This is a genomic window from Streptomyces flavofungini (assembly GCF_041028215.1).
Lineage (GTDB): Bacteria > Actinomycetota > Actinomycetes > Streptomycetales > Streptomycetaceae > Streptomyces > Streptomyces flavofungini_B.
The window spans coordinates 1-5,179 of sequence record NZ_JASKYR010000527.1; the positions used below are offsets into that span (position 1 = coordinate 1).

The following is a 5,179-nucleotide window of genomic DNA, read 5'->3' on the forward strand; positions in this document are numbered from 1 at the left end:
GGTACCGGCAAGGCCAAGGAAGCCGTCGTCCTGCGCGGCAAGGCGGTCGCCCTTGCCGCCGTCGTCCTTGCCGCCGTCGTCCTACGCGGCAGGAAGTTAGACGGCTTCCTTGGCCTTGCCGGTACCCGTCTGGATCTTGTCGCTGTACTTGCCCTTGGTCTTCTCGTCGACCACTTTCGCGGCCTTCTCCAGACCCTGGTCGATCTTGTCCCCGTGCTGCTGCGCGAGGTCCGAGACCTTGCTCTTTGCAGGGCCGAGCTTGGCTTTCAGCTGCTCCAGGAAGCCCATGGACCATCCACCTTCCTTCGCGCGAGGGCTACTTGCGGGCGCCCTCGTCCGCTTCGTTGTCGGCCGCTTCCTCGGCCGACTGCTGCTTCGGGATCTCCACGCCCTCCGCCGGGTCCGCCGCGTCCGCCGCATCCGTCTCGGCGGTCGTGGCGGCCTCCGCGGTCTGCGTGGCCTTGTCGTGCCCGGCGGTCCCGGAGGCGGTCTCGGCGGCGGTCTCGGCGGCGCTTCCGGAGACGCTCCTGGAGTCCGCGTCCAACCCTTCCGCGACCGGCTTCTCCTCGGTCGAAGGGGCCTCCGGAGCCTCGTCAGCGGTGGCGGAGACGGTGGCGGATACCTCCTCGGCCGCCGGTTCGGCCGTCTGTGTGGCGGCGGCCGAATCGGCGGTTGACTCCTCGTCGCCGCCCTTGGCCTTCCGGCGGAAACGTGCAAAAACGCCCATATCTACTCCATACGTTACTCGTGTGGGCGAAATCCCGCGCCGCCCGGAGCGTCTCATTGCTTCGCCCGGGCCATCGGTCCTCGAAACCGGCGGCTGGAACCTCGCAACAGGCAACGACCCCGAAGCCGTACCGTCACGTAACTCGTTCGGGAAGTAGCCGTGGGATTTGCGAGACTGGGGCGGTGAGTAGTGCAGCCCCCGCCCCGCGGGTCATCGCCGTCGTCGGTCCCACCGCGGCGGGCAAGTCCGATCTCGGTGTCTTCCTCGCCCAGCGTCTCGGCGGCGAGGTCGTCAACGCCGACTCCATGCAGCTCTACCGCGGGATGGACATCGGCACCGCCAAGCTGACGCCCGAGGAGCGCGACGGCGTGCCCCACCACCTCCTGGACATCTGGGACGTGACGGAGGCGGCGAGCGTCGCCGAGTACCAGAAGCTGGCCCGCGCGCGGATCGACGGCCTCCTGGCCGAAGGGCGCTGGCCGATCCTGGTGGGCGGTTCCGGACTCTACGTACGGGGCGCCGTCGACCACCTGGAGTTCCCCGGTACGGACCCGGAGGTACGGGCCCGCCTGGAGGAGGAGCTCGCGCTGCGCGGCCCCGGAGCGCTGCACGCCCGCCTGGCCGCCGCCGACCCGGGAGCGGGACGGGCGATCCTGCCGAGCAACGGCCGCCGGATCGTGCGCGCCCTTGAGGTCATCGAGATCACCGGCAAGCCCTTCACCGCCAACCTCCCCGGCCACGAATCCGTCTACGACACGGTCCAGATCGGCGTGGACGTGGCCCGGCCGGAGCTCGACGAACGCATCGCCACGCGCGTGGACCGCATGTGGGAGGCGGGCCTGGTCGACGAGGTGCGCACGCTGGCCGGACAGGGTCTGCGCGAGGGACGTACGGCGTCCCGGGCGCTCGGCTACCAGCAGGTGCTCACGGCCCTCGCGGGGGAGTGCACCGAGGACGAGGCGCGCGCGGAGACCGTGCGTGCCACCAAACGCTTCGCCCGGCGCCAGGACTCGTGGTTCCGCAGGGACCCGAGAGTCCACTGGTTGAGCGGCGCGGCGGCCGACCGCGGGGAACTTCCCGGACACGCGATGGCGCTGATCGAACGACCGGTCACAGCCTGATCACGTGATGGCATCGGGACGCTCCGGCGGTCATCCGGGCCCCTGACGACGTGCCATCATCGACCATCGATCGACCGGTGGAGTCCGAAGTGGGAGGGCGCGTGGCGATGGAGGCCGGCCCTCGTGACACCGCACATGACGGCGGAGAGCAGCTGAGCCCCGACGGGCCCGACGAGGTCTCCGGCGGTGTGACGGACGACGGCCCCGGCGCGGACGAACTGTCCCCGGCGGCCGAGGTCGAGGTCGAGCTGCGTCCGCAGCGGCGGCTGCGCATCTGGCAGCTCGCGCCCATCGTGATACTCGCCGCCGTCGGCTCGCTGATGTTCGCCTTCCCGCTGGCCTTCGAGTTCGGCGACGGCGGTGCCGTGGTCGCCATGCTGGGGCTGCTCATCAGCTCCTGCGCGGCCGGCTGGGGCATGATGGCCGCCCGCCGGGTGGGCCACACCCTGCCGGGCCTGCCCGAGCGCGGCTCGGGCCGCCGCCCGGACTGGCGGGTCGTCTCCGGCTACGCCCTGCTCTTCGTCGGCGTCGCCGTCCTCGCCGTCTGGCGCGTGGCCCGCCTCCGCTGACCCGCACCGCCCGGCGGACATGTCGTACCCACCCCGTACGATCGAGGAATGAGCACGCGGATCGCCTTCCTCAAGGGGCACGGGACCGAGAACGACTTCGTGATCATCCCGGACCCGGACAACACCGTCGAGCTGCCCCCGGCCGCCGTCGCCGCCCTGTGCGACCGGCGCGCGGGCATCGGCGGCGACGGCCTGCTGCACGTGGTCCGCTCCGCCGCCCACCCCGAGGCGCGCCACCTCGCGGACCGGGCCGAGTGGTTCATGGACTATCGCAACGGCGACGGCTCGGTCGCCGAGATGTGCGGCAATGGAGTGCGGGTCTTCGCGCGGTACCTCCAGCACGCGGGGCTCGTCGGCGAGGGCGACCTGGCGGTGGCCACGCGCGGCGGCGTCAAGACCGTGCACATCGCCAAGGCGGAGTCCGGCGGCGAGATCACCGTCGGCATGGGCAAGGCCCTCCTCCCCGAGGGGGACGTCACGGTCTCGGTGGGGGACCACCACTGGCCCGCGCGCAACGTGAACATGGGCAATCCGCACGCCGTCGCCTTCGTGGCCGACCTCGCCGACGCGGGGAACCTCTACGACCCGCCGCCCTTCAGCCCCGCCTCGGCCTACCCGGACGGGGTGAACGTGGAGTTCGTCGTGGAGCGCGCCCCGCGCCACGTCGCCATGCGGGTGCACGAGCGCGGCGTGGGCGAGACCCGCTCGTGCGGCACGGGCGCGTGCGCCGTGGCCGTGGCGGCGGCCCGCAGGGACGGTGCGGACCCGGCCGCGACCGGCGCCCCGGTCACGTACACGGTCGACCTGCCGGGCGGCCGCGTGGTGATCACCGAGCGGGCCGACGGGGAGATCGAGATGACGGGGCCCGCCGTGATCCTCGCCGAGGGTGAGATCATGGCCGAATGGCTCGAAACGGCATCCGCGTGAACTGTCGCTCGAATGGGTGATCCGTTTCACGCTCGGCGAGAGGCGGTCAGCACCGCGTGATGGGCTCGGTAGCATCAAGCACCGGCCCGGACGGAGTAAGCCAGCGTCCGTCCCCCGCCGGTCGACGCAGCCGGAGGTGCCCATGAGTGCGGAGGCCACGAACCCAGCCACGCCCGGCCCCGTGACGCCCGGGGTCCAGCGCAGGCGCGGCCGGGCCCGTCTCGACCTGCGCAGGCTCGGCAGGGCCGCCCTGCTGGGCTCGGCGACCCGGGACCGGCTGCCCGACGCGATCGGCCATGTGGCGGAGGCCCACCGGGCCCACTATCCCGACGCCGACCTCGAGCCGCTGCGCCGCGCCTATGTCCTCGCGGAGTCCTCGCACCGCGGCCAGATGCGTAAGAGCGGCGAGCCGTACATCACACACCCGCTGGCCGTCACGCTCATCCTGGCCCAGCTCGGCGCCGAGATCACGACGCTGACCGCGTCCCTGCTGCACGACACCGTCGAGGACACGGAGGTGACGCTCGACCAGGTGCGCGCCGAGTTCGGCGACGACGTGTGCTATCTCGTCGACGGCGTCACCAAGCTGGAAAAGGTGGACTACGGAGCGGCCGCCGAGCCGGAGACCTTCCGCAAAATGCTGGTCGCCACCGGCAACGACGTACGCGTGATGTCGATCAAGCTGGCCGACCGGCTGCACAACATGCGCACCCTGGGGGTGATGCGGCCCGAGAAACAGGCCCGAATCGCCAAGGTGACCCGGGACGTGCTCATCCCGCTCGCCGAGCGCCTGGGCGTCCAGGCGCTCAAGACCGAGCTGGAGGACCTCGTCTTCGCGATCCTCCACCCCGAGGAGTACGCCGAGGTGAAGGCCTTGATCACGGCCAACGCCGAGACGGAGGCCGACTCCCTCGGCGACATCGCGGACGAGGTGCGCGGTGTGCTGCGCGAAGCGGGCATCACGGCGGAGGTCCTCATCAGGCCGCGGCACTTCGTCTCCGTCCACCGCGTGCGCCGTAAACGCGGCGAGATGCGCGCCTCGGACTACGGCCGCCTCCTCGTCCTCGTGAACGAGGACGCCGACTGCTACGGAGTCCTCGGCGAGCTGCACACCTGCTTCACACCGGTGGTCTCGGAGTTCAAGGACTTCATCGCCGTACCGAAGTTCAACCTCTACCAGTCCCTGCACACCGCCGTGGCCCGCCCGGACGGAGAGGTCTCCGAGGTCCTCATCCGCACCCACCAGATGCACCGGGTCGCCGAGGCCGGTGTCGTCGCCCTGCGCAATCCCTACGCCCCGCCCGCGGAGGAGTCGGCCGAAGGCGCCGACGACGAGCGCGTGGACCCCACCAGGCCCGGCTGGCTCTCCCGGCTCCTCGACTGGCAGCAGGCGGCGCCGGACCCCGACACCTTCTGGTCGACGCTGCGCGAGGACCTCGCCCAGGACCGCGAGATCACCGTCTTCCGGTCCGACGGCGGCACCCTCGGCCTGCCCGCGGGCGCCAGCTGTGTGGACGCCGCCTACGCCCAGTACGGCGAGGACGCCCACGCCTGCATCGGAGCCCGGGTCAACGGCCGCCTCGCGACGCTCAGCACGGTGCTGCGCGACGGCGACACCGTGCAGCTCCTCCTGGGCCAGGACACCGCCGCCGGGCCGTCCCGCGAGTGGCTGGAGCACGCCCGCACGCCCGCCGCGCGGATCGCCATCCGGCGCTGGCTGACCACGCACCCCGTGCCCGCCCCCGCGCCCTCGGGGCAGACCAAGAAGGCGCCGGTCGCCGCCCCGCGCCCCGAGGCCGCCGAGATCCCGCGCCCCGCCGCGGCCAATGCCGTGG

6 protein-coding genes are annotated in these 5,179 nt (G+C 72.1%); 4 read left to right on the plus strand and 2 right to left on the minus strand.

The window, feature by feature from the left end:
* Positions 1-96: 96 nt before the first annotated feature.
* Both AB8Z36_RS28755 and AB8Z36_RS28760 read right to left on the minus strand, forming a co-directional pair.
* The gene (locus AB8Z36_RS28755; RefSeq protein WP_369216306.1) at positions 97-288 is read right to left on the minus strand and encodes an antitoxin; all 192 of its coding nucleotides are present in this window, start codon (positions 286-288) and stop codon (positions 97-99) included.
* 28 nt (positions 289-316) lie between these two features.
* Positions 317-727, minus strand: a complete 411-nt coding sequence (locus AB8Z36_RS28760) for a hypothetical protein (protein WP_369216307.1) — start codon at positions 725-727, stop codon at positions 317-319.
* A gap of 182 nt (positions 728-909) precedes the next feature.
* Between AB8Z36_RS28760 and miaA the strand changes: the two genes are divergently transcribed.
* The 4 genes from miaA to AB8Z36_RS28780 form a co-directional block, all read left to right on the plus strand.
* Positions 910-1,848, plus strand: coding sequence for a tRNA (adenosine(37)-N6)-dimethylallyltransferase MiaA (miaA, locus tag AB8Z36_RS28765; RefSeq protein ID WP_369216308.1), 939 nt, complete (start codon positions 910-912; stop codon positions 1,846-1,848).
* A gap of 107 nt (positions 1,849-1,955) precedes the next feature.
* Positions 1,956-2,417 carry a hypothetical protein gene (locus AB8Z36_RS28770; RefSeq protein WP_369216311.1) on the plus strand — a complete coding sequence of 154 codons (462 nt, stop codon included), beginning with the start codon at positions 1,956-1,958 and terminating at the stop codon, positions 2,415-2,417.
* 48 nt (positions 2,418-2,465) lie between these two features.
* On the plus strand, positions 2,466-3,344 hold the full coding sequence (dapF, locus tag AB8Z36_RS28775) for a diaminopimelate epimerase (RefSeq protein ID WP_369216309.1): 879 nt from the start codon (positions 2,466-2,468) through the stop codon (positions 3,342-3,344).
* A gap of 142 nt (positions 3,345-3,486) precedes the next feature.
* On the plus strand, positions 3,487-5,179 hold a 1,693-nt coding region (locus tag AB8Z36_RS28780; RefSeq protein WP_369216310.1), incomplete at its 3' end, for a RelA/SpoT family protein.